This is a genomic window from Pseudomonas sp. PHC1, from assembly GCF_046487845.1.
GTDB classification, from domain to species: domain Bacteria; phylum Pseudomonadota; class Gammaproteobacteria; order Pseudomonadales; family Pseudomonadaceae; genus Aquipseudomonas; species Aquipseudomonas sputi.
In genome coordinates, this window is record NZ_JBJXHJ010000010.1 from 64,444 (window position 1) to 85,184 (window position 20,741).

The 20,741-nt window shown below is 61.0% G+C and carries 22 protein-coding genes; 1 reads left to right on the forward strand and 21 read right to left on the reverse strand.

Translation table 11 applies throughout. The annotated features are described in order from the left end of the window. The 8 genes from ACKJSM_RS15375 to ACKJSM_RS15410 all read right to left on the reverse strand — a co-directional run bounded on the left by ACKJSM_RS15375 (position 1) and on the right by ACKJSM_RS15410 (position 9,680). Positions 1-2,271, reverse strand: coding sequence for a chemotaxis protein CheA (locus ACKJSM_RS15375; protein WP_410238173.1), 2,271 nt, complete (start codon positions 2,269-2,271; stop codon positions 1-3). Between the two features lie 54 nt (positions 2,272-2,325). After that, complete coding sequence (locus ACKJSM_RS15380; protein WP_011333071.1) at positions 2,326-3,114, reverse strand: protein phosphatase CheZ; 789 nt, start codon at positions 3,112-3,114, stop codon at positions 2,326-2,328. Positions 3,115-3,131: 17 nt separating this feature from the next. After that, positions 3,132-3,503, reverse strand: a complete 372-nt coding sequence (locus ACKJSM_RS15385; RefSeq protein ID WP_003183998.1) for a chemotaxis response regulator CheY — start codon at positions 3,501-3,503, stop codon at positions 3,132-3,134. A 167-nt stretch (positions 3,504-3,670) separates the two neighbouring features. After that, on the reverse strand, positions 3,671-4,411 hold the full coding sequence (gene fliA / locus ACKJSM_RS15390; RefSeq protein WP_115077011.1) for an RNA polymerase sigma factor FliA: 741 nt from the start codon (positions 4,409-4,411) through the stop codon (positions 3,671-3,673). Continuing rightward, the gene (fleN, locus tag ACKJSM_RS15395) at positions 4,408-5,238 is read right to left on the reverse strand and encodes a flagellar synthesis regulator FleN (RefSeq protein ID WP_003222917.1); all 831 of its coding nucleotides are present in this window, start codon (positions 5,236-5,238) and stop codon (positions 4,408-4,410) included. Before fleN ends, fliA begins: the two co-directional genes overlap by 4 nt. A gap of 113 nt (positions 5,239-5,351) precedes the next feature. Next, positions 5,352-6,692, reverse strand: a complete 1,341-nt coding sequence (gene flhF / locus ACKJSM_RS15400; RefSeq protein ID WP_236181608.1) for a flagellar biosynthesis protein FlhF — start codon at positions 6,690-6,692, stop codon at positions 5,352-5,354. An 11-nt stretch (positions 6,693-6,703) separates the two neighbouring features. Further along, the gene (flhA, locus tag ACKJSM_RS15405; protein ID WP_410238174.1) at positions 6,704-8,833 is read right to left on the reverse strand and encodes a flagellar biosynthesis protein FlhA; all 2,130 of its coding nucleotides are present in this window, start codon (positions 8,831-8,833) and stop codon (positions 6,704-6,706) included. A 178-nt stretch (positions 8,834-9,011) separates the two neighbouring features. Next, positions 9,012-9,680: a hypothetical protein gene (locus tag ACKJSM_RS15410; protein WP_410238175.1), complete on the reverse strand. Its 669-nt coding sequence runs from the start codon at positions 9,678-9,680 to the stop codon at positions 9,012-9,014. Between the two features lie 526 nt (positions 9,681-10,206). On the opposite strand from ACKJSM_RS15410, the gene ACKJSM_RS15415 reads away from it, so the two are divergent. After that, positions 10,207-10,581, forward strand: a complete 375-nt coding sequence (locus ACKJSM_RS15415) for a DUF6124 family protein (RefSeq protein ID WP_410238176.1) — start codon at positions 10,207-10,209, stop codon at positions 10,579-10,581. A gap of 130 nt (positions 10,582-10,711) precedes the next feature. Here the strand turns inward: ACKJSM_RS15415 and flhB are convergent, their stop codons facing one another. The 13 genes from flhB to fliJ form a co-directional block, all read right to left on the reverse strand. Beyond that, positions 10,712-11,851 carry a flagellar biosynthesis protein FlhB gene (gene flhB, locus ACKJSM_RS15420; protein ID WP_410238177.1) on the reverse strand — a complete coding sequence of 380 codons (1,140 nt, stop codon included), beginning with the start codon at positions 11,849-11,851 and terminating at the stop codon, positions 10,712-10,714. A 3-nt stretch (positions 11,852-11,854) separates the two neighbouring features. Further along, entirely contained in the window at positions 11,855-12,640 is a 786-nt protein-coding gene (gene fliR / locus ACKJSM_RS15425; RefSeq protein ID WP_410238178.1) for a flagellar biosynthetic protein FliR, read from the reverse strand. A 3-nt stretch (positions 12,641-12,643) separates the two neighbouring features. Next, positions 12,644-12,913 carry a flagellar biosynthesis protein FliQ gene (gene fliQ / locus ACKJSM_RS15430; RefSeq protein ID WP_236181614.1) on the reverse strand — a complete coding sequence of 90 codons (270 nt, stop codon included), beginning with the start codon at positions 12,911-12,913 and terminating at the stop codon, positions 12,644-12,646. Continuing rightward, complete coding sequence (gene fliP, locus ACKJSM_RS15435) at positions 12,910-13,668, reverse strand: flagellar type III secretion system pore protein FliP (RefSeq protein WP_236181615.1); 759 nt, start codon at positions 13,666-13,668, stop codon at positions 12,910-12,912. The genes fliQ and fliP overlap by 4 nt, the downstream gene beginning before the upstream one ends. Continuing rightward, positions 13,668-14,126, reverse strand: coding sequence for a flagellar biosynthetic protein FliO (gene fliO / locus ACKJSM_RS15440; protein WP_074687540.1), 459 nt, complete (start codon positions 14,124-14,126; stop codon positions 13,668-13,670). Before fliO ends, fliP begins: the two co-directional genes overlap by 1 nt. After that, the gene (gene fliN / locus ACKJSM_RS15445; protein ID WP_410238179.1) at positions 14,127-14,585 is read right to left on the reverse strand and encodes a flagellar motor switch protein FliN; all 459 of its coding nucleotides are present in this window, start codon (positions 14,583-14,585) and stop codon (positions 14,127-14,129) included. It abuts the gene before it with no gap. Positions 14,586-14,642: 57 nt separating this feature from the next. Then, complete coding sequence (gene fliM, locus ACKJSM_RS15450) at positions 14,643-15,611, reverse strand: flagellar motor switch protein FliM (RefSeq protein WP_003222890.1); 969 nt, start codon at positions 15,609-15,611, stop codon at positions 14,643-14,645. Positions 15,612-15,620: 9 nt separating this feature from the next. After that, positions 15,621-16,124 (reverse strand): flagellar basal body-associated protein FliL, encoded by a 504-nt coding sequence (fliL, locus tag ACKJSM_RS15455; RefSeq protein WP_410238180.1) that lies wholly within the window; start codon positions 16,122-16,124, stop codon positions 15,621-15,623. A gap of 211 nt (positions 16,125-16,335) precedes the next feature. After that, positions 16,336-17,697, reverse strand: a complete 1,362-nt coding sequence (locus ACKJSM_RS15460; RefSeq protein ID WP_236181617.1) for a flagellar hook-length control protein FliK — start codon at positions 17,695-17,697, stop codon at positions 16,336-16,338. A 104-nt stretch (positions 17,698-17,801) separates the two neighbouring features. After that, complete coding sequence (locus ACKJSM_RS15465; RefSeq protein ID WP_236181618.1) at positions 17,802-18,149, reverse strand: Hpt domain-containing protein; 348 nt, start codon at positions 18,147-18,149, stop codon at positions 17,802-17,804. Between the two features lie 30 nt (positions 18,150-18,179). After that, a complete protein-coding gene (locus ACKJSM_RS15470; protein WP_410238181.1) occupies positions 18,180-19,883 on the reverse strand; it encodes a SpoIIE family protein phosphatase in 1,704 nt (567 codons plus the stop codon). Between the two features lie 5 nt (positions 19,884-19,888). After that, a complete protein-coding gene (locus ACKJSM_RS15475; RefSeq protein WP_011333053.1) occupies positions 19,889-20,188 on the reverse strand; it encodes an STAS domain-containing protein in 300 nt (99 codons plus the stop codon). Between the two features lie 101 nt (positions 20,189-20,289). Then, the gene (gene fliJ, locus ACKJSM_RS15480) at positions 20,290-20,739 is read right to left on the reverse strand and encodes a flagellar export protein FliJ (protein ID WP_039765596.1); all 450 of its coding nucleotides are present in this window, start codon (positions 20,737-20,739) and stop codon (positions 20,290-20,292) included. Positions 20,740-20,741 lie beyond the last annotated feature (2 nt).

The following is a 20,741-nucleotide window of genomic DNA, read 5'->3' on the forward strand; positions in this document are numbered from 1 at the left end:
TCAAATACGCCGTGCGGCGTAACGCTTGAGCATGCTCGGAACATCGAGAATCAGTGCAATGCGGCCGTCACCGGTGATGGTGGCGCCGGACATGCCCGGAGTTCCCTGGAGCATCTTGCCCAATGGCTTGATGACCACTTCTTCCTGACCGACCAGTTGATCGACGACGAAGCCGATCCGCTGGGTGCCCACCGAAAGGATCACCACATGGCCTTCGCGCTGCTCTTCGTGAGCGGCGGAGCTGACCAGCCAGCGCTTGAGGTAGAACAATGGCAGCGCCTTGTCCCGCACGATCACCACTTCCTGACCGTCCACCACGTTGGTGGTCGACAGGTCGAGGTGGAAAATTTCGTTGACGTTCACCAGCGGGAACGCGAACGCCTGATTGCCGAGCATCACCATCAGGGTCGGCATGATCGCCAGCGTCAGCGGCACCTTGATGACGATCTTCGAACCCTGACCCTTGGTCGAGTAGATGTTGATCGAACCGTTGAGCTGGGAAATCTTGGTCTTCACCACGTCCATGCCGACACCGCGGCCGGATACGTCGGAGATCTCGGTCTTGGTCGAGAACCCCGGGGCGAAAATCAGGTTGTAGCACTCGGTATCGCTCAGGCGATCGGCGGCATCCTTGTCCATCACACCGCGTTTCACGGCGATGGCACGCAGGACGTTAGGGTCCATGCCTTTGCCGTCGTCGGAGATCGACAGCAGGATGTGGTCGCCTTCCTGCTCGGCCGCCAGGATCACCTTGCCGCCACGGGCCTTGCCCGAGGCTTCGCGTTCTTCCGGCGACTCGATACCGTGGTCGACCGCGTTGCGCACCAAGTGGACCAGCGGGTCGGCCAGGGCCTCGACGAGGTTCTTGTCGAGGTCGGTCTCTTCGCCCACCAGTTCCAGGTTGATCTCTTTCTTGAGCTGACGCGCCAGGTCGCGAACCAGACGCGGGAAGCGGCCGAAGACTTTCTTGATCGGCTGCATCCGGGTCTTCATCACCGCGGTCTGCAAGTCGGCGGTGACCACGTCGAGGTTCGACACGGCCTTCTGCATCGACTCGTCGCCGCTGTTCAGGCCCAGGCGCACCAGACGGTTACGCACCAGCACCAGCTCGCCGACCATGTTCATGATTTCGTCGAGACGCGCGGTGTCCACACGCACGGTGGTCTCGGCTTCGCTCGCCGGTTTTTCCGGTGGCGGCGTCGCCGGTGCACGGGCCGGAGCCGGTGCCGCAGCGGCGGCTGGCTTGGCCGGTTCGGCTTTCGGTTCAGGCGCTTTCGCAGCAGGTTTTGCCGCAGCGGCCGGGGCCTTCGCAGCCGGCGCTGCAACCGCCGAAGCGTTGCCGGCAGTCACGACGGCACCGGTGGCGACGTCAGTGAACTTGCCTTTGCCATGCAGATCATCGAGCAGCGATTCGAACTCGTGGTCGGTGATCAGATCGCTACCGGCCGCAGCGGCTGCCGGAGCAGCCGGCGCAGGAACCGAAGCAATCGCCGACTCCAGCGCATCGACGGCAAAGTTGCCCTTGCCGTGCAACTGATCGAGCAAGGCTTCGAATTCGTCGTCGGTGATGTCCGAGCTGTCGCCCGCCGCCGGAGCAGCAGGCGCAGCGGCCGCCGGAGCCACGGCGTCGGCCGCGAACTGGCCTTTGCCATGCAACTGGTCGAGCAGCGACTCGAACTCGGCGTCGGTGATTTCATCGCTGGCCGCTTCGGCGGAAGCAGGCGCAGCGGCAGGCGCCGGGGCTTCGGCTTCGGCCTTGACGGCATTCAGCGAGTCCAGCAACTGTTCAAATTCGTTATCGGTGATGTCGCCCGAATCGCCTTCGACGACCAGCTCTTCGATCATCTCGGCAACCGGCGAAGCCGGGGCTTCATCCGCCGATTGCGGTTCGGCCAGACGCGCCAGGGCGGCCAGCAGTTCCGGGGTGGCGGCGGTGATCGGGCTGCGATCGCGGACTTCGCTGAACATGCTGTTCACCGCGTCCAGCGCTTCGAGCACCACGTCCATCAGTTCTGCATCGACGCGTCGCTCACCCTTGCGCAGGATGTCGAACACGTTTTCGGCGATGTGACAGCACTCCACCAGCTCGTTGAGCTGAAGGAAGCCGGCGCCCCCTTTTACAGTGTGGAAACCGCGAAAAATTGCGTTGAGCAGATCTGCGTCATCCGGGCGGCTTTCCAGCTCGACCAGTTGTTCGGACAGTTGCTCAAGAATCTCGCCGGCCTCAACCAGGAAATCCTGAAGGATCTCTTCATCGGCGCCGAAGCTCATTAATGGGGTGCTCCTACAGGTCTAAAAACCCAAAAAACCTAGAATTCCAAAACTCTAGAATCCAAGGCTGGATAACAAATCGTCCACATCGTCCTGACCGGACACAACGTCTTCTCGTTTATCGGCATGAATCTGCGGACCTTCACCCTGCGAGAGATGTTTTTGTGGATCTTTTTCAGCAAGCATCGCCGCACGGTCATGTTCGATGCCCGCAAAGCGGTCCACCTGGCTGGCCATGAGCACGAGCTTGAGCAGGTTGCTTTCGACTTCGGTGACCAACTGGGTCACGCGCTTGATCACCTGGCCGGTGAGGTCCTGGTAATCCTGGGCGAGCAGAATGTCGTTCAGATTGCTCGACACCGCGCGGTTGTCCGCGCTGCTGCGTGCCAGAAAACCGTCGACCCGGCGCGCCAGTTCACGGAACTCTTCAGCCCCGACCTCACGGCGCATGAAACGGCCCCAATCGGCGCTCAAGGCCTGGGCTTCGTCAGCCAGGCCATTGACCACAGGGGTCGCGCTTTCCACCAGATCCATGGTGCGGTTGGCGGCAGCTTCGGTCAGTTTGACCACGTAGCCCAGGCGCTCGGTAGCGTCGGTAATCTGCGACACTTCCTCGGCCTGCGGCATGTGCGGATCGATCTGGAAATTGACGATCGCACTGTGCAGTTCACGCGTGAGCTTGCCCACTTCCTGGTACAGGCCACGGTCACGGGTCTGATTGAGCTCATGGATCAGTTGCACCGCGTCGCCGAACTTGCCTTTCTCAAGGCTTTCGACCAGTTCGACCGCGTGTTTTTTCAGGGTCGACTCGAAATCGCCCTGTGAAGATTCGTTATGCTCCATAGCTCCCCCGCGCGTCATCAGCCGATGCGTTCGAAAATCTTCTCGATTTTTTCTTTCAGCGCCTGAGCCGTGAAAGGTTTGACCACGTAGCCGTTCACGCCGGCCTGGGCCGCTTCGATGATCTGCTCGCGCTTGGCTTCAGCAGTCACCATCAGCACCGGCAGGTGCTTGAGCTTTTCATCGGCGCGCACGTGGCGCAGCAGGTCGATGCCGGTCATGCCGGGCATGTTCCAGTCCGTTACCAGAAAGTCGATGCTGCCGCTGTTGAGCACCGGAATGGCAGTGGTGCCATCGTCGGCCTCGACCGTGTTGGTGAACCCCAGATCACGCAACAGATTCTTGATGATCCGCCGCATCGTTGAGAAGTCATCAACGATGAGGATTTTCATGTCTTTGTTCAATTCGACCTCCAAGCAGTCTTAAACGCGCCCAGCACCTGGACGCGCCATTTCAATCAATCCGGCAAAACACTCGATGACTGTCTGGAGCACAACAGAGCAAGACCGGTGCCGTTCACCACCGCACCAGCCTCGTTCACAGTGTCCCCACACTGCCTTCAGCGCGCTCGCCACTCCCCCAAACGCCCCCGCAAGCGGGCCGCGCACTGGCTGTGTAACTGGCTGACCCGCGATTCACTGACGCCAAGGACTTCACCGATCTCCTTGAGGTTCAGCTCTTCGTCGTAGTACAGCGCCAACACCAGTCGCTCACGCTCCGGCAAATTGGCAATCGCGTCCGCCAGCGCGGCCTGGAAACGTTCGTCTTCCAGATCGCGCGACGGCTCCAGATGAGCACTGGCGCCATCCTCGTGCAGCCCTTCGTGTTCGCCGTCCTGCAACAGGTCGTCGAAACTGAACAGGCGGCTGCCCAGGGTGTCGTTCAAAATCCCGTAGTAATCGTCGAGACTCAATTGGAGTTCGGCCGCAACTTCGTGATCTTTAGCGTCACGGCCGGTTTTAGCTTCAATTGCACGAATCGCGTCGCTGACCATACGGGTATTGCGGTGAACCGAGCGTGGCGCCCAGTCCCCCTTGCGTACTTCATCGAGCATCGCACCGCGGATCCGGATGCCCGCGTATGTCTCAAAACTGGCGCCCTTGCTGGCGTCGTATTTGGTCGAGACTTCGAGCAGGCCGATCATCCCGGCCTGGATCAGGTCTTCGACCTGCACACTGGCCGGCAATCGCGCCAGCAAGTGGTAGGCGATGCGTTTGACCAGTGGCGCGTAACGCTCGATCAGCTCGTACTGCGCGTCACGCGCCGACTTCTTGTAGAAATTCATACCGCTGGCGGTCATAGCACAGGTCCTGCCGTTTGCTGCACGAGGCGCTCGACGAAAAATTCGAGGTGGCCACGCGGGTTGGCGGGCAGCGGCCAGGTGTCGACCTTCTGTGCGATCGCCTTGAACGCCAGCGCGCACTTGGAACGCGGGAAGGCTTCATAGACCGCACGCTGCTTCTGCACCGCCTTGCGCACGCTTTCGTCGTAGGGCACCGCACCGACGTATTGTAGGGCGACGTCGAGGAAGCGATCCGTGACCTTGGTCAACTTGGCGAACAGATTGCGACCTTCCTGTGGGCTCTGGGCCATGTTGGCCAGGACGCGGAAGCGGTTCATGCCGTAATCGCGGTTCAGCAGTTTGATCAGCGCGTAGGCGTCGGTGATCGAGGTCGGCTCGTCGCACACCACCAGCAACACTTCCTGGGCTGCGCGAACAAAACTGACTACCGAGTCACCAATACCCGCAGCGGTGTCAATCACCAGCACATCGAGATTGTCGCCGATGTCACTGAACGCCTGAATCAGGCCGGCATGCTGGGCCGGGCTCAGGTGAACCATGCTCTGGGTGCCGGAAGCGGCCGGCACGATGCGGATCCCGCCGGGGCCCTGCAACAGCACGTCGCGCAGCTCGCAGCGGCCTTCGATCACGTCGGCCAGGGTGCGTTTGGGTGTGAGGCCCAGCAGAACGTCGACGTTCGCCAGCCCCAGGTCGGCGTCCAGCAGCATGACCCGACGGCCAAGCTCTGCCAGGGCCAGGGACAAGTTCACTGACACATTAGTCTTGCCGACGCCACCTTTGCCGCCGGTCACCGCGATCACCTGTACGGGATGCATGCTGCCCATGTTATTTCTTTACCTTGTCTTGCATAGACGGAGGCCACATTACTGGCTGCGCGTTCACAACCGGAACAATGCATGGCAGACCATCGATGTAGGTACAAAAACGGTTCATTACCTCAGCCAACCTGCTTGGTCGGACTGTGGTAGATATCAGCGAACATGTCAGCCATGGCTTCTTCGCTGGGTTCTTCCTGCATTTGCACACTGACGGCGCGGCTGACCAGTTGATGACGGCGCGGCAGATGCAGATCATCCGGAATACGCGGCCCATCGGTCAGGTAGGCGACCGGCAGTTCGTGACTGATTGCCAGACTCAGCACTTCGCCAAGGCTGGCCGTTTCATCCAGTTTAGTCAGGATGCACCCGGCGAGCCCGCAACGCTTGTAACTGTGATAAGCGGCGGTTAGAACCTGTTTCTGGCTGGTGGTTGCCAGCACCAGATAATTTTTCGACCGAATGCCACGACCGGCCAGACTTTCCAGCTGCATGCGCAGGGCCGGATCGCTGGCTTGCAGGCCGGCGGTATCGATCAGCACCACGCGCTTGCGCAGCAGTGGATCCAGCGCCTGCACCAGGGACTGGCCCGGATCGACGTGGGTCACCGAGACATTGAGGATACGGCCCAGCGTCTTGAGCTGCTCCTGGGCGCCGATACGGAAACTGTCCATGCTCACCAGCGCGATGTTCTGCGCGCCGTACTTGAGCACGTAGCGGGCGGCCAGTTTGGCCAGGGTGGTGGTCTTGCCCATGCCGGCCGGGCCGACCATGGCAATCACCCCGCCCTCTTCCAGCGGCTCGACTTCCGGTACGGCGATCATTCGTGCCAGATGCGCCAGCAGCATGCGCCAGGCCTGACGGGGCTCGTCGATCTCGGTGATCATCGACAGCAGATCGCGGGACAGCGGGCCGGACAAACCGATGCGTTGCAGACGACGGTACAGATTGGCCTGGGCCGGACGGCTGCCTTGCAGTTGGTTCCAGGCCAGGGTGCCGAGTTGCACTTCCATCAGCTCGCGCAGGCTGTTGAGCTCGAAACGCATCGAGTCCAGTGCACGCGGGTCGACGCCTGCGGCAGCCGGTGCAGGCGCCGGTACCGGACGGGCCGGCGCCTCATAGGTCGGTTCGGTCAACGGTTCGGCGGCGGTCAGCGGCAGGCCGGCCGTCAACGGCAGCCCGGCGAACAGCTGGCGATTGGTGTTGCCGTCGGCCTCGCCACGCAGACTCAGTTCGGCCTGGGCGGTAACGATGCGCGACTGGGTCTTGCGCAGCTCGTCCTCGAGCTCCATGTTCGGAACACGCGGGGCCAACGCCGACAGTTTGTAATCGAGCGCCGCCGTTAGCTCGACGCCGCCGGCGATGCGGCGGTTGCCAATGATAGCGGCATCAGCGCCCAGCTCATCACGAACCAGCTTCATGGCCTGACGCATATCGGCGGCAAAAAAACGCTTAACTTGCATAAACCACTACCTCAGCCGTTGGGCCCTACTGTCGCAACGATGGTCACTTGCTTGTTGTCCGGAATTTCCTGGTAGGCCAGCACATGCAGTCCGGGAACTGCCAGGCGACCAAAGCGCGAGAGCATCGCGCGAACCGGGCCTGCTACCAACAGGATCACCGGCTGACCTTGCATTTCCTGGCGCTGCGCCGCTTCGATCAGCGAACGCTGCAGCTTCTCGGCCATGCTCGGTTCCAGCAGAACGCCCTCTTCCGAGCCTTGTCCTGCCTTCTGCAGACTATTGAGCAATATTTGTTCCAACCTTGGCTCCAGCGTGATAACTGGCAGCTCCGACTCAGTCCCTACAATGCTTTGGACGATGGCGCGGGATACGCCGACCCGCACAGCGGCCACCAAAGCGGCGGTATCTTGACTCTTGGCGGCATTGTTGGCGATGGCTTCGGCAATGCTGCGGATATCGCGCACCGGCACGTGTTCGGCCAGCAACGCCTGCAGCACCTTGAGCAATTGCGACAGCGTGACCACGCCCGGCACCAGCTCTTCAGCCAGTTTCGGCGAGCTCTTGGCCAGCAATTGCATCAATTGCTGCACTTCTTCGTGACCGATCAGCTCGCTGGAGTGCTTGTACAGAATCTGGTTCAAGTGCGTGGCGACCACGGTGCTGGCATCGACCACGGTGTAACCGAGCGATTGCGCCTGAGCCCGCTGGCTGACCTCGATCCACACCGCCTCCAGGCCGAAAGCCGGATCTTTGGCGGTGATGCCGTTGAGCGTGCCGTAGACCTGACCCGGGTTGATCGCCAGTTCGCGATCCGGGTAGATCTCGGCTTCGGCCAGGATTACGCCCATCAGGGTCAGACGATAGGCGCTCGGCGCCAGGTCGAGGTTGTCGCGAATGTGCACAGTCGGCATCAGGAAGCCCAGATCCTGCGAGAGCTTCTTGCGCACGCCCTTGATCCGCGCCAGCAATTGCCCGCCCTGGTTGCGGTCCACCAATGGAATCAGGCGGTAGCCGACTTCCAGGCCGATCATGTCGATCGGGGTCACGTCGTCCCAGCCCAGCTCCTTGGTTTCCATGGCGCGGGCCGGCGACGGCAGCAGTTCCTGCTGGCGCTTGACCTCTTCCAGCGCGATGACCTTGGCCACGTTCTGCTTCTTCCAGAACAGGTAAGCAGCACCGGCAGCCAGCGCAGCCATGCTCAGGAACGAGAAGTGCGGCATGCCCGGCACCAGGCCCATGACCGCCATCAGACCGGCCGCCACCGCCAGCGCTTTGGGCGAGGCGAACATCTGGCGATTGATCTGCTTGCCCATGTCTTCCGAACCGGAAGCACGGGTCACCATGATCGCTGCTGCTGTAGATAACAACAGTGATGGCAATTGCGCCACTAAACCGTCACCGATGGTCAGCAAGGCGTAGACCTTGCCGGCTTCGGCGAAGCTCATGTTGTGCTGGAAGATACCGACAGCAATGCCGCCGATCAGGTTGATGAACAGAATCAGCAAACCGGCGATGGCGTCACCACGGACGAACTTGCTGGCACCGTCCATCGAACCGTAGAACTCTGCCTCCTGAGCAACTTCCTGACGACGGGCCTTGGCCTGGGCCTGGTCGATCAGGCCGGCGTTGAGGTCGGCGTCGATCGCCATTTGCTTGCCGGGCATCGCATCGAGGGTGAAACGCGCGCTCACCTCGGAAATCCGCCCGGCACCCTTGGTCACCACGACGAAGTTGATGATCATCAAAATCGCGAAGACCACGACACCGACCACGTAGTTACCGCCGATCACCACCTCACCGAAGGCCTGGATCACCTTGCCGGCCGCGGCGTGGCCGTCCTGACCGTGGAGCATCACCACCCGCGTCGACGCCACGTTCAGCGCCAGCCGCAACAACGTCGCCACCAGCAGGATCGTCGGGAACACCGCAAAATCCAGCGGCCGCAAGGCGTACACGCAGACCAGCAGCACGACGATCGACAGGGCAATGTTGAAGGTGAAGAACACGTCGAGCAGGAACGGCGGCACCGGCAACATCATCATCGCCAGCATGACCAGCAGCAACAGCGGCACACCCAGATTGCCCCGGCTGAGGTCGGCAACATTCGAGCGAGCAGTGTTGAATAACTGAGAGCGATCCACCGGTTTTCCCCGTTCCTTTAAAGCAAACTTTTGACGCCCGAAGCAGGCGCACGGCGGCTACTGCAAGAAGCCTTCCAACTTTTGCCAAGGCCTGGGGTGATGAATGCACAAAGGGGCGGCACGCACGTCGTGCGCCCGCCCCTATGCAGCGATGTTCACCGAGAAGAAACCCCGATAGTCAACTGGCTACCAGAATGTGCGCCGAAGTGATCGGACCGAAAGAGAGGGCCGCATTATCCAGATAGCGCGTGCCCCTGAACACGCTGTGACCACCGACATCGACAACGTCCTCCTCCGTATACATCAGTACCACCATGGTGACAGGCGCGACATCAGCGGACTTCACATGACCTTCCATCAGGTTCAAGGCCCATTCGAAACGCATGAATGGCAGATCACTGATTTCGATCGGAGGCGCGCCCGCATCCAGTCGAAAGTACTGCCGCGTCGTGATGCGCAATTGGTTGCCGACCACCGTGAACGAGGGTTTTCCATATCGTTGTTCTACGGGCCCGCCATCACTCGCCCACTGGTCCATGTAATAACCAGGGTGGGTGAAGAGAGCGAACAACGACGGGTTATCGCTGATATTACCGGCCGCATCAAAGAAGTAGTTGTAGGAGTAGTGATACGCAAACCCGGCCAGTTCAGGCCGAATCGCATTGATGGGCTTATCCAGATAATTCGGAATGAACTGATTAGCCATGACCAGAAAGTTGAGAAAGTCCAGCTTCAGGTCGAACGTCACCTCATAGAAGATGGTCCGCTCGCCTGCGTCCCTTTCCAGCTTCCCTGAAACGAACTCCATCTCCATGCCCGGCAGTTTTCGGTAAACGCGCCTTGTCATGATCTACCCCGGATTTCCAGTGAATGAGTTATCAACCACTGCGTTCGCAGAGTGCGAATAGGCAACGGCGTGAATTCCGGGCTTATGAGGCGCCAGGGAACAACACGCGTCTACTGTCAGAACTAACAGGTGGAGGGACTTTTCAGACCGGCGGCACCAAGCGCTCCTTAAACTGCGGTGTTTAAAAGACACCTCCAGACACGCCTTCAAGGCTACGATTCCTTGCGCCGTTGCCTACAGCTACGCCAGAATCCGCCGGCTTGTGCGCCTTGGGGTCGGGTTCTATTGTGGATCGGTCGCTGACGAATCAGCGATCGGGTTTAGCGACTCGGTTCGAATTAAAGGTGCACCAGCGTTCCAGGCTTCGTTGCGGATCTGTATGTCTGCAATTTCGTTATGGTGGCTGTATGCGGGAGACCCTTGCGGTCTACCGGGTGCCTTTGACCGGTTCGCTAACCTGCGTACAGCCGCCACCCTTCCTGTTTAGCGACTGGACTTGGCGGCTTCACCCCAAAGGAGCTTCACCATGATCAAACCCACACCCAACCCACCCGAAACCGACCCCGCCTCGCCCTACAAATCCCTCGATTCCAGAAAGCTTCACGAAGCCGCCGACCGCGCCCTCGATCACTATCTCTGCCCGCCCGGCTCCACCTCACCACCGCGCAAGACCCGCAGAATGTATGCCGTCACCGCGGACTTCAAAAACGAAGAGCTGCTGGCCGATGCCTGCGAAACCCTCGCTTCGGCCAGAGCCATCGTCAATGACTTCGCCCACCTCATGCCCGCCTCGCAGCGCAGGACGCTGATCGGCATTGGGCAACTGATCATGCTCGGCGAGCTGGCAGCGAATCGGGTGCTGGATAATCTGGAAATACCGCCGTCGCAGACTTCCACATAAGGGCTGAGAGATGTGTCGTGGCGGCTGACGCCTGCTCGCGAAAGCGGCCTCACAGCCAACACATTTCATCAGGCCTGAAAAAACCGCCACCGGGTATCACCAGATGGCGGTTTTTTTTGTTTCATCAGCATCAGGAATCGCGCCGCAGATCCGGCGGAATCGGCAAATCATCCTTGAGCGGTTCCGGGAACTTACCCTTGCCTGCGCGGTGCTGGCGGATCTGGTAGACGTAGGCCAGGACCTGGGCGACCGCCAGGTACAGGCCGCCGGGGATTTCCTCTTCCAGTTCCGTGGAGTAATAGATCGAACGCGCCAACGCTGGCGATTCGAGGAGCATGACGTTGTTGGCCACGGCGATTTCGCGGATCTTCAGCGCCAGGAAATCGCTGCCCTTGGCCAACAGCATCGGCGCCCCGCCCTTCTCCGCGTCGTACTTGAGTGCCACGGCGTAGTGGGTCGGGTTGGTGATGACCACGTCGGCATCCGGAATCGCCGCCATCATCCGCCGCTGCGACATCTCGCGCTGGAGCTGGCGAATGCGCTGCTTGACCTCCGGCCGACCTTCCTGATCCTTGTGCTCGTCGCGCACTTCCTGCTTGGTCATCTTGAGCTTTTTGATGCTTTCCCAGATCTGCACGGGCACGTCGACAGCCGCGATGATGATCAAACCGCACGCCAGCCACAAAGAGCTCCAGCCCACCAGTTGCAGGCTGTGAATGATCGCCCGGTCCAGCGGTTCGTGGGCGATGCGCAGCAGGTCGTCGATGTCCGCATTGAGCACCACCAGCGCCACGCCCAAGGTAATGAGAAACTTGGCCAGCGCTTTGAGCAGCTCGATCACAGCCTTCATCGAGAACATCCGCTTGAGGCCCGCCGCCGGGTTCATCCGGCTGAACTTGGGGGCCAGCGAACCGGCGGCGAACAACCAGCCACCCAGCGCAATCGGCCCGAGGAAAGCGGCCAGCAACAAGGTGATCATGATCGGCTGAATCGCCAGCAATGCCTGCAACCCGGAGTTCATCAGGAACGTGGCCATGGAGCGCTCGTCCATGATAACTTCCCGCGACAGTGTGAAGTTCTGGCGCATCAGGTCCATCAATTCCTGCGCCAGCATCCCGCCAAAAATCAGCAGTGCGGCAGAGCCGGCGAGCATGATCGCCAGGGTGTTGAGTTCCTTGGAGCGCGCAATCTCACCCTTTTCCCGGGAGTCCTTCTTGCGCTTCTCCGTGGGGTCTTCTGTTTTGTCCTGACCGCTTTCGCTTTCAGCCATGACTCAGCGCGCCTGTGCCAGTTCGCGTAAAAACTGCAAGGCCTCGGTGGCCAGCGGTTGATACTGATTGAGAATGTCCGCCAGCCCGACCCAGACAATGAACAGGCCCAGCACCAGGGTCAGCGGGAAGCCGATGGAGAAGATGTTGAGTTGCGGTGCGGCGCGAGTCATCACGCCAAAGGCGATGTTGACGACCAGCAGCGCAGTGACCGCCGGCAGCACCAGCAATAACGCGGCGCCCAGCACCCAGCCGAGTTTGCCGGCCAGCTCCCAGTAATGCGTGGTCATCAGCCCGCCGCCGACCGGCAGCGTGGTGAAGCTTTCGGTGAGCACTTCGAAGACCACCAGATGCCCGTTCATCGACAGGAACAGCAAGGTCACCAGCATCGTGAAGAACTGCCCGATCACCGCCACCGACACGCCGTTGGTGGGGTCGATCATCGACGCGAAGCCCATGCCCATCTGGATCGCGACAATCTGCCCGGCCACCACGAAAGCCTGAAAGAACAATTGCAGTGAGAAGCCCAGCACCGCGCCAACCAGAATCTGTTCGGCGATCAGCAGCAGACCGCTGAGATCCAGAGGGCTGACCGCCGGCATCGGCGGCAGGTTGGGCGTGATCACCACGGTGATCGCAAAGGCGAAGTACAGACGGATCCGCCGGGGCACCAGCGTGGTTCCGAAGACCGGCATCACCATCAACATTGAGGCGATGCGAAACAGCGGCAGCATGAACGTCGCCACCCAGGTACTGATCTGGGTGTCGGTCAGCTGAAGCAGCGATTGCATGGCTTAGCCGATGACCATCGGAATGTTTTTGTACAACTGGGTGATGTATTCCATGAACGTCTGCACCAGCCACGGGCCGACGACGATCAGCGTTACCAGCATCACCAGCAGACGCGGCAGGAAACTCAGGGTCTGTTCGTTGATCTGGGTGGCGGCCTGGAACATGGACACCAGCAGACCCACCAAAAGGCTCGGGACCACCAGGATCGCCACCATCATGGTGGTCAGCCACAGGGCCTCGCGGAAGATGTCGACCGCTACTTCTGGCGTCATGGCGATACACCTCCGAAACTGCTGGCCAGGGTGCCAATGATCAGCGCCCAGCCATCCACCAGCACGAACAGCATGATTTTGAACGGCAGGGAAATGATCAGCGGCGACAGCATCATCATGCCCATCGCCATCAGCACGCTCGCGACCACCAGGTCGATGATCAGGAACGGGATGAAGATCATGAAACCGATCTGGAACGCGGTTTTCAGTTCAGACGTCACGAACGCCGGCACCAGAATCGTCAGCGGCGCAGCATCCGGAGTCGCGATGTCGGTGCGCTTGGACAGGCGCATGAACAGCTCCAGATCGCTGGAACGGGTCTGGGCGAGCATGAAGTCCTTGATCGGCACCTGCGCCTTTTCCACCGCTTGCTGGGCGGTCAGCGTTTCCGCGAGGTAGGGCTGCAAGGCATCGTTGTTCACGCGGTCGAACACCGGCGCCATGATGAACAGCGTCAGGAACAGCGCCATGCCGGTGAGGATCTGGTTCGACGGCGTCTGCTGCAGGCCCAGGGCCTGACGCAGGATCGAGAAGACGATGATGATCCGGGTGAAACTGGTCATCAGGATGACGGCGGCCGGAATGAAGCTCAGCGCCGTCATGATCAGCAGGATCTGCAGGCTGACCGAATATTCCTGCGCGCCCTCGGCGTTGGTGCCCAGGGTGATCGCCGGGATCGACAACGGATCGGCGGCAAATGCCAGCGGCGCGGCCAACATCAACGCCAGGGTCAAGACGATGCGCAACGCACCCATTACTTCTTATCCTTCTGATCCTTGCCGAGGATCTTCAACAGATGCTGGGCAAATTCCGGAGTCGCTTTGTCGGCGGTGCTCGGCACCTCGACCGGCTCTTTGAGCACGTGCAGCGCAGTGATGGTTCCGGGGCTGAGGCCGAGCAGGATCTGCTCGTTGCCGACCTGCACCAGCATCAGACGGTCACGCGGCCCGAGCGCGCGGGAACCGATCAGCTCGATCACCTGGCCCTTGCCGGCGGGACCTGCCTGCTGCACCCGGCGCAACAGCCAGGCGAGGAAGAAGATCAGCCCCAGCACCAGCAACAGCCCCAGCACCAACTGAGTCAGCTGTCCGGCCACGCCGCTGTTGACGGCCGGCGCAGCAGCGGCTGCGGTGGTCGCCACCGGCTCGGCCGCCAGCACGCTGAACGGCAACGCCAGTGCCAGGCCGAACAAAGCACCCAGAAGCTTTTTCACTCAGCGCAGCTTCTTGATGCGTTCGCTCGGGCTGATCACGTCAGTCAGACGGATGCCGAACTTTTCGTTGACCACGACCACTTCACCGTGAGCGATCAGGGTGCCGTTGACCAGCACGTCCAGCGGCTCGCCGGCCAGACGATCAAGCTCGATCACCGAACCCTGGTTGAGTTGCAGCAGGTTGCGGATGTTGATGTCGGTGCTGCCCACTTCCATCGAGATCGACACCGGGATGTCGAGAATCACGTCCAGGTTCGGACCGTCGAGGGTCACCGGATCGTTGTTCTTCGGCACGCTGCCGAACTCTTCCATCGGCAGACGGTTGGAGTTCGAAGCGCCTGCATCGGCGGCCAGCAGCGCGTCGATGTCGGCCTGCCCGGCTTCACCGGTTTCTTCCAGGGCGGCAGCCCATTCATCGGCCAGTGCCTGATCGTCCTGGGTGTTCATATCGTCGTTCATCATTTGTCCTCGGCGGGCAAAAAACCGGTAAAAAAATCAGGGAATGAGGGCGCCGCTTCAGCGGCGCTCGATCGGCTCGATCACTTGCAACGCGAGGTTGCCTTTGTGCGAGCCCATCTTGACCTTGAAGGCCGGCACGCCGTTGGCGCGCATGATCATGTCTTCCGGCATCTCGACCGGGATCACGTCACCCGGCTGCATGTGCAGGATGTCGCGCAGCTTCAACTGGCGGCGGGCCACGGTGGCACCGATCGGCACGTCGACGTCGAGCACGTCCTGACGCAGGGCGTTGACCCAGCGCTCGTCCTGGTCGTCGAGGTCCGACTGGAAACCGGCGTCGAGCATTTCGCGCACTGGCTCGATCATCGAGTACGGCATGGTCACGTGCAGATCGCCGCCACCGCCGTCGAGTTCGATGTGGAACGTGGAGACCACGATCGCTTCGCTCGGGCCGACGATGTTGGCCATGGCCGGGTTCACTTCCGAGTTGATGTACTCGAAGTTGACTTCCATGATCGCCTGCCAGGCTTCTTTCAGGTCGACGAACGCCTGTTCCAGCACCATGCGCACCACGCGCAGTTCGGTCGGGGTGAATTCACGCCCTTCGATCTTGGCGTGACGGCCGTCGCCGCCGAAGAAGTTGTCCACCAGTTTGAACACCAGTTTGGCGTCGAGGATGAACAGCGCGGTGCCACGCAGGGGTTTGATCTTGACCAGGTTGAGGCTGGTCGGCACGTACAGCGAGTGCACGTATTCACCGAACTTCATCACCTGTACGCCACCGACGGCAACGTCCGCCGAGCGGCGCAGCATGTTGAACATGCTGATGCGGGTGTAGCGGGCAAAACGCTCGTTGATCATTTCCAGAGTCGGCATGCGTCCGCGGACGATGCGATCCTGGCTGGTCAGGTCGTAGCTTTTGACACTGCCGGGTTCGGCAGCGTTATCGGTCTGTACCAGACCATCGTCGACGCCATGCAACAGCGCGTCGATTTCATCCTGGGACAGCAGATCCTGCACGGCCATGTCGTGTTCCTACTGCAGTACGAAATTAGTGAAAAGCAACTGTTCGATCACCACTTTGCCCAGCTCTTTCTGCGCCACTTCCTGGACGCTGGCCGTGGCCTTCTGGCGCAACATCTCTTGACCGACCGGGGTCGCCAGCGTGGCGAAATCCTGACCGGAGAAGAGCATCACCAGGTTGTTGCGGATCACCGGCATGTGCAATTTGAGCGCTTCCAGATCAGCCTGATTGCGCGCCAGCATGGTGATGCTCACCTGCATGTAGCGCTGACGGCCGTTCTGGTTGTAGTTGGCCACGAAGGCCGGTGCCATCGGCTCGAAAATCGCCGGTTGCTTGCCGACCGGGGCCGCGTCGGCGGCCGCCGCAGGCTTGCTCTGGGCACTGTGCATGAAGAACCAGGTCGCCCCCACGGACGTGCCGATCGCCAGCAACAGACCCAGCACGATCACGATGATCAGCTTGAGTTTGCCTTTGGTTGCGGGGTCTTTTACTGCTGCAGCTTCGCTCTTCGCCATGCCAATAATCCGTCACTAATCGGGTTTTCACAGTCGCACGGCAAGGCAAGAGCAAGTGTTATGCCAGAAGTGTCGGAGGGAGAAATCGGGCGCACCGCAAAGCAATGTGGGAGCGGGCTTTCTCGCGAATGCGGTTCAACATTCAACAGATGTGTTGTTTGTCTTACCGATTTCGCGAGCAAGCCCGCTCCCACAGGAGTACAGCGTCGTGTCAGGCGTAGTAGTCGACGGCGCTGCTGCCGATCACGCTAGTGGTTTGCGCGGCGGCTTCAGCCACGGCTGCCGGCGTCAACTCTTCTTCGGCCGAATCCAGGCGACCGCCGGCAGCGCTGGTGCGACCGCTCTGCCCCTGTTGCGCCTGCTCCTGACCTTGGCCCTGCCAGCCACGGTTCTGATCGGAAACGTTGACGTCGACCTGACCCATGCCTTGCTGGTTGAACATGTCGCGCAGGCGGTGCATCTGACCGTCGAGGGCTTCACGCACGCTCGGATGCGCGCTCATGAAGGTCACCTGGGTCTGCTGGTCCGGCACCATGTTCACCCGGATATCCAGACGCCCAAGTTCCGCTGGCTGCAACTGGATGTCAGCGGCCTTCAGGTTGTTGCTTGACAGGTACATGACCCGGTTGACCACTTCTTCGGTCCAGCCGTTCTGGTGCATGGCAATCGGCTGGTTCACCGGCACCGCGTTGGCGGTTTTCGGCGTGGCAGCCTGGGTCAGCGCCGCCAGACGGTTGGCAAAATCATCCACGCGGGTGTCGCTGGTGGCGGTCTTCAGGTCTTTCAGGCCGTCATCGATCAGACCGCTGAACGCCTTTTCGCCGCCCTGACTGGTGCTGTCCTTGTCAGCCTGCACATCGAGCATGCTGGCCATGCCGGCAGCGAAGTTCTGCGCCGAGGTCAATTCGCCGTCAGCCTGAGCCTGGGCCGAGGTGGCCTTGGGCTGGGACTGGCTGGAAGCAGAAATGTGGCCACTCTGCTCCATGGCCATGCGTACGGCGGGAAGCGAATCCAGCGGATCCGCTTCGGGGTCGAAAGCCGGATCGGTGGCCGGCGCCGGATCCTTGACCATACCCGGCAATGCCGCCACGGCAGGTTTGTCGGTTTCAGGTTGCGCAGCGGTCTCGACGACCGGCGTGACTACCACCGGTGCCGTGACGACGGGCTGCACCGCCGCCACCAGTGCCGGATCCACCGGCGCCGTATCGGCAACGGGAGCCGGCGCTGTTTCAGCCGTTTCGTCATCGGCAGTGGTCTTGCCGTCCGTTGCCGCCGTCGCCGGTTTGTCGGCGGGCAAGGCTTTGCCGCTATCGGCAACCGCCGGCGCCGGGGCGGCAGACTGATCCTTGCCGAGGTCTTTCTTGCCGCCGTTGTCGGCGACCTTGTCACGGGAAGGTTTTGCCGAATTGTCGACGGTCACCGAAGGCTTGTTCGGGCCTTGATCGGCGAACACCTGAGCGAAGCTGGAGGCCTTGTCCCCGGGCTCTGCGGCCACTGCCGATGATTTGGCAGAGGCGGCTTGCGCCTTGGCCTGGGCGGCGGTCTGAAGAAGAATGTTGGGGCTTGCAGGCATGGCACGGTCTCCGCTGCACTGGATCGTAGGTACAGTTGGGATAGATAACTGCAAGTGCCGGGCCAGTTTCGTCAGAACTTCGACAAAACCGCCCGGCGGCAGGATCAGTGCATCAGCGAGCGCTGCCGCTCGGCGACATAAACGGGCCGCACATCGGCAAATTCGCTGTGAATATCGGCGACCAGTTTGATGATCTCAGAAGGACTTTTGTCTTTGGCGTGCTGCTCCAGCTCCTGGCACAGCACGGCAAGACGGGTCGCACCCATGTTGCTGCTGCTGCCCTTGAAGCTGTGCGCAACGGAGGACAATGCGTCGGCATCGGCAGTCTGCTGCAACTCCCGCAGGCGATTTTCGGAATCGGCAAGAAAGGTATCCAGCAGTTCCGGATAGCTGTCTTCCATCACTTCCCGGAGCGCGCTCAGCGCCTCGTGGTCCACATGTGTATCAGCCACTTGTTCACTCCTTGATCAAGAATGCGCGGATTATGCCAGAGCCTCCCAGAAAAACTCCACGCGGGCACTGCGCCCATCGTCCGACCAGCTGGCATTTCTGCCCAACTGCCGGATCAGACTGACACCGCGTCCCGACAGACGGACTTCGTCAAGCGGCCGTTGCATCACGCGCGAGACGTCAAATCCCTGGCCGCTGTCCTCGACTTGCACCACCAGACAACCGCCCTCGCCTTCCGGCCGCACCTGCAAATGCACGCGCACGAAACCGTCCTGCAAGGCCTCGAGGCGCGCATTGCGCTGCTCATAATAACGGGCGAAACCTGGCGCATCGCGCTTGAGGCTCGAATCCAGCCCCAGCACGCCATGCTCCAGCGCGTTGGAATAAAGCTCGGCCAGCACGCTGTACAGTGCGCCACTCTGCGCCCGCAATCCATGTACTTCCAGCAGCAACTGCAACAGGTAAGGCAACGGATTGAAACGCTTGAGCGTGGCACCGCGAAATTCGAAGCTCACCGACCAGTCCAGCGGGCAGGACTGGCCGCTGTCGGAATACACCGGTGCCGACGGATGGATCTGCTCGGCCTCCAGCAGGCTGACCTCGACCATGCTCACATCGTCCCGGGCCTCCCCGCGAAAGTCCTGCAGCGCCTGTTCGATGTCCTCGAACAGCCGATCCGGATGGCGATTGGCGGCGAACACCTTGTGCAAACGCTCGACACCGAACAACTGATCGTTGGCATCGCAGGTATCGATGACCCCGTCCGAAAGCAGGAACACCCGATCGCCCACTGCCATCGGGTGAACCTCGGTGCGGTCATCGAAGTCCTGCGGGCTGAGCACCCCCAACGGCAGGTGACGTGCCGCCAGCGGTGTGCGCGTGCCCGTGGCGAGGCAATGCAGATAGCCGTCGGGCATGCCGCCATTCCAGACTTCCACCGAGCGCCGCTGAAAACTCAGGCACAACAGCGTCGCGCAGCAGAACATGTCCACCGGCAGGATGCGCTTGAGCTTGGCGTTCATTTCCCGCAGGGTCTCGGCCAGGCCGTAACCCTTGGCAGTCATGCCGTAAAACACCTCGGCCAGCGGCATCGCGCCGACCGCCGCGGGCAATCCATGACCGGTGAAGTCACCGAGCAACACGTGCATGTCGCCGGCCGGGGTGTACGCAGCCAACAGCAGATCGCCGTTGAACAGCGCATAGGGTGATTGCAGGTAACGGATGTTCGGCGCGCTCAGGCACCCGGAATGCGCGACCTTGTCGAACACGGCCTTGGCGACCCGCTGCTCGTTGAGCAGATAGTCGTGGTGTTTGGCGATCAGGTCGCGCTGCTGAAGAACCGTGGCCTGCAAACGCCGCAAGCGATCCATCGCCTTGATTTTGGCGGCGAGGATCACCTGGTTGTACGGCTTCGCCAGAAAGTCGTCACCGCCGGCCTCAAGGCAACGGGCCAGCGCTTCACTTTCCGTCAGCGAGGTGAGGAAGATGATCGGCACCAGATTCTCACCCGCCAGCCTCTTGATCTGCCGTGCGGCTTCGAATCCGTCCATCACCGGCATCATGGCGTCCATCAGCACCAGATGCGGCTTTTGCCGGATGAATGTCTCGACCGCCTCCGCACCGTGGGTGGCCGTCAGCACCTCGTGCCCCTGGCGACGGACGATGGTCGACAACAGCAGCCGGTCGGCGGCGCTGTCTTCGGCGATCAGGATCGTCAGCGGCTCTTGCGGCTGCATGGCCGTCAACTGATGTCGAACAGTTTGTCGAAGTTGGAGATGGCGAGGATTTTCTTCACGTCGGAACTGCTGTTGACCACGCGGATTTCCGAATCGTCACCGCCGACATGATCACGCAGCAGAAGCAGCATGCCGAGCGCCGAACTGTCGAGATAGGTCGCCTCCTTGAGGTCGACAATCACCGATTCGGGCTGCTCTTTTTCGTAGGATTGGCGAAATTCCTGATGCTTGGCGAAATCGAATCGCCCCTTGACCGAAATCGTCAGCTTTTTCTTGTCCGCGGACACTTCTGTAACGACTGACATTTACTGGCTTCCTTGTCATTGACGAACTTGTACAAGGTTTAGCACCTGCCGGGGCCATGGGCAAGGCGCGATGGCGTCGGGAGCTGTCAGAGATCGGCTCGTCAAAACACCTCGTGACGCGGCAAACGCTGGGACAATTCGTCCAGCAGCTTCTGTTCGCGCTTGTCTTCGGCACGCTGGGCCTCGTCGCGGTAGCGCTGGACAAGTTTGCGCAAACCTTCGACCCGGGCAAACGCCTGCTGCCAGGCATCGCGAGCCTTGTCCAGGTTGTTCTGGTGCCATTGCAGGCTCTGGCGCTGCTGATCGACGGCAGTGTCAAGTTGCGCCAGGAAGCCCTGAAAACCCAGCAGCCACTGACCGGTCACGCCGGTGCTGCCGCGCACGATCCACTGCTGCGAATAATCCAGACGAAAGGCGTTGAGGTCGGCGAGTTTGCTTTCGGCCACTTTCACCTGCCCCTGAAAGTAACCCAGGCGCTGCACGGCGGTTTTTTCGGCCTTCTCGGCCATGTCCACCACCGGCGCCAGGCGCGCGGCTCGACTCAGAGCCATGA

Excerpts from the sequence above, each read along its gene's own strand:
- ACKJSM_RS15375 (WP_410238173.1), bottom strand. The coding sequence starts at position 2,271 with ATGAGCTTCGGCGCCGATGAAGAGATCCTTCAGGATTTCCTGGTTGAG.
- ACKJSM_RS15380 (WP_011333071.1), bottom strand. The coding sequence starts at position 3,114 with ATGGAGCATAACGAATCTTCACAGGGCGATTTCGAGTCGACCCTGAAA.
- ACKJSM_RS15385 (WP_003183998.1), bottom strand. The coding sequence starts at position 3,503 with ATGAAAATCCTCATCGTTGATGACTTCTCAACGATGCGGCGGATCATC.
- fliA (WP_115077011.1), bottom strand. The coding sequence starts at position 4,411 with ATGACCGCCAGCGGTATGAATTTCTACAAGAAGTCGGCGCGTGACGCG.
- fleN (WP_003222917.1), bottom strand. The coding sequence starts at position 5,238 with ATGGGCAGCATGCATCCCGTACAGGTGATCGCGGTGACCGGCGGCAAA.
- flhF (WP_236181608.1), bottom strand. The coding sequence starts at position 6,692 with ATGCAAGTTAAGCGTTTTTTTGCCGCCGATATGCGTCAGGCCATGAAG.
- ACKJSM_RS15410 (WP_410238175.1), bottom strand. The coding sequence starts at position 9,680 with ATGACAAGGCGCGTTTACCGAAAACTGCCGGGCATGGAGATGGAGTTC.
- ACKJSM_RS15415 (WP_410238176.1), top strand. The coding sequence starts at position 10,207 with ATGATCAAACCCACACCCAACCCACCCGAAACCGACCCCGCCTCGCCC.
- flhB (WP_410238177.1), bottom strand. The coding sequence starts at position 11,851 with ATGGCTGAAAGCGAAAGCGGTCAGGACAAAACAGAAGACCCCACGGAG.
- fliR (WP_410238178.1), bottom strand. The coding sequence starts at position 12,640 with ATGCAATCGCTGCTTCAGCTGACCGACACCCAGATCAGTACCTGGGTG.
- fliQ (WP_236181614.1), bottom strand. The coding sequence starts at position 12,913 with ATGACGCCAGAAGTAGCGGTCGACATCTTCCGCGAGGCCCTGTGGCTG.
- fliP (WP_236181615.1), bottom strand. The coding sequence starts at position 13,668 with ATGGGTGCGTTGCGCATCGTCTTGACCCTGGCGTTGATGTTGGCCGCG.
- fliN (WP_410238179.1), bottom strand. The coding sequence starts at position 14,585 with ATGAACGACGATATGAACACCCAGGACGATCAGGCACTGGCCGATGAA.
- fliM (WP_003222890.1), bottom strand. The coding sequence starts at position 15,611 with ATGGCCGTGCAGGATCTGCTGTCCCAGGATGAAATCGACGCGCTGTTG.
- fliL (WP_410238180.1), bottom strand. The coding sequence starts at position 16,124 with ATGGCGAAGAGCGAAGCTGCAGCAGTAAAAGACCCCGCAACCAAAGGC.
- ACKJSM_RS15460 (WP_236181617.1), bottom strand. The coding sequence starts at position 17,697 with ATGCCTGCAAGCCCCAACATTCTTCTTCAGACCGCCGCCCAGGCCAAG.
- ACKJSM_RS15470 (WP_410238181.1), bottom strand. The coding sequence starts at position 19,883 with ATGCAGCCGCAAGAGCCGCTGACGATCCTGATCGCCGAAGACAGCGCC.
- ACKJSM_RS15475 (WP_011333053.1), bottom strand. The coding sequence starts at position 20,188 with ATGTCAGTCGTTACAGAAGTGTCCGCGGACAAGAAAAAGCTGACGATT.
- fliJ (WP_039765596.1), bottom strand. The coding sequence starts at position 20,739 with ATGGCTCTGAGTCGAGCCGCGCGCCTGGCGCCGGTGGTGGACATGGCC.